Annotated in this window: 1 protein-coding gene; it reads left to right on the top strand. The window is 58.9% G+C overall.

The genetic code is table 11. From position 1 onward, the window contains the following. Positions 1–542 (top strand): class I SAM-dependent methyltransferase (locus tag ACR0E6_RS22955; protein WP_480587761.1); only part of this gene is annotated, 542 nt, incomplete at both ends.

Consider the following 542-nt stretch of genomic DNA (forward strand, 5'->3'; position numbering starts at 1 on the left):
TTTCATTTCCTCAATCTCGACCCCGAGATCTGCGCCCTGCCCCCCGGCGCGCGGGCGTTAGAGATCGGCTGCGGGGCAGGTATCCTGCTGACCATGCTGCGCCAACGGAACCCAAACATCGCACTGGACGCCATCGAGCCTTTCGCCGAAGGCTTCGCACCGATGGAGCATGTTCTGGATCACGCCGCCAAGCTGGGCGGGGACATCCACCGCAGCACCTATGAGGCCTACACTCCGTCACAACCCTATCACCTGATCTACATGGTCAACGTGCTGGAGCATTTGCCGGATTGGCGGCATTTCCTGGATACGCTGCCGCGTTTTCTGGCCCCACAGGGCCGCTGCCTGATCCTGTGCCCCAATTACGGCTTCCCGTATGAGCCGCATTTCAACATCCCCGCGCTTCGCTCAAAGACCCTGACACGGCGATTGTTTCGAAAGCGGATCACATGGGTTGAGGACACCTACGAAGTTCATGGGTTGTGGAACAGCCTCAACTTCGTTCGTCTTGCCCAGATCAAACGCCACCTAAAAGGGTCAAG

This window comes from Ruegeria sp. AP12 (assembly GCF_056540025.1).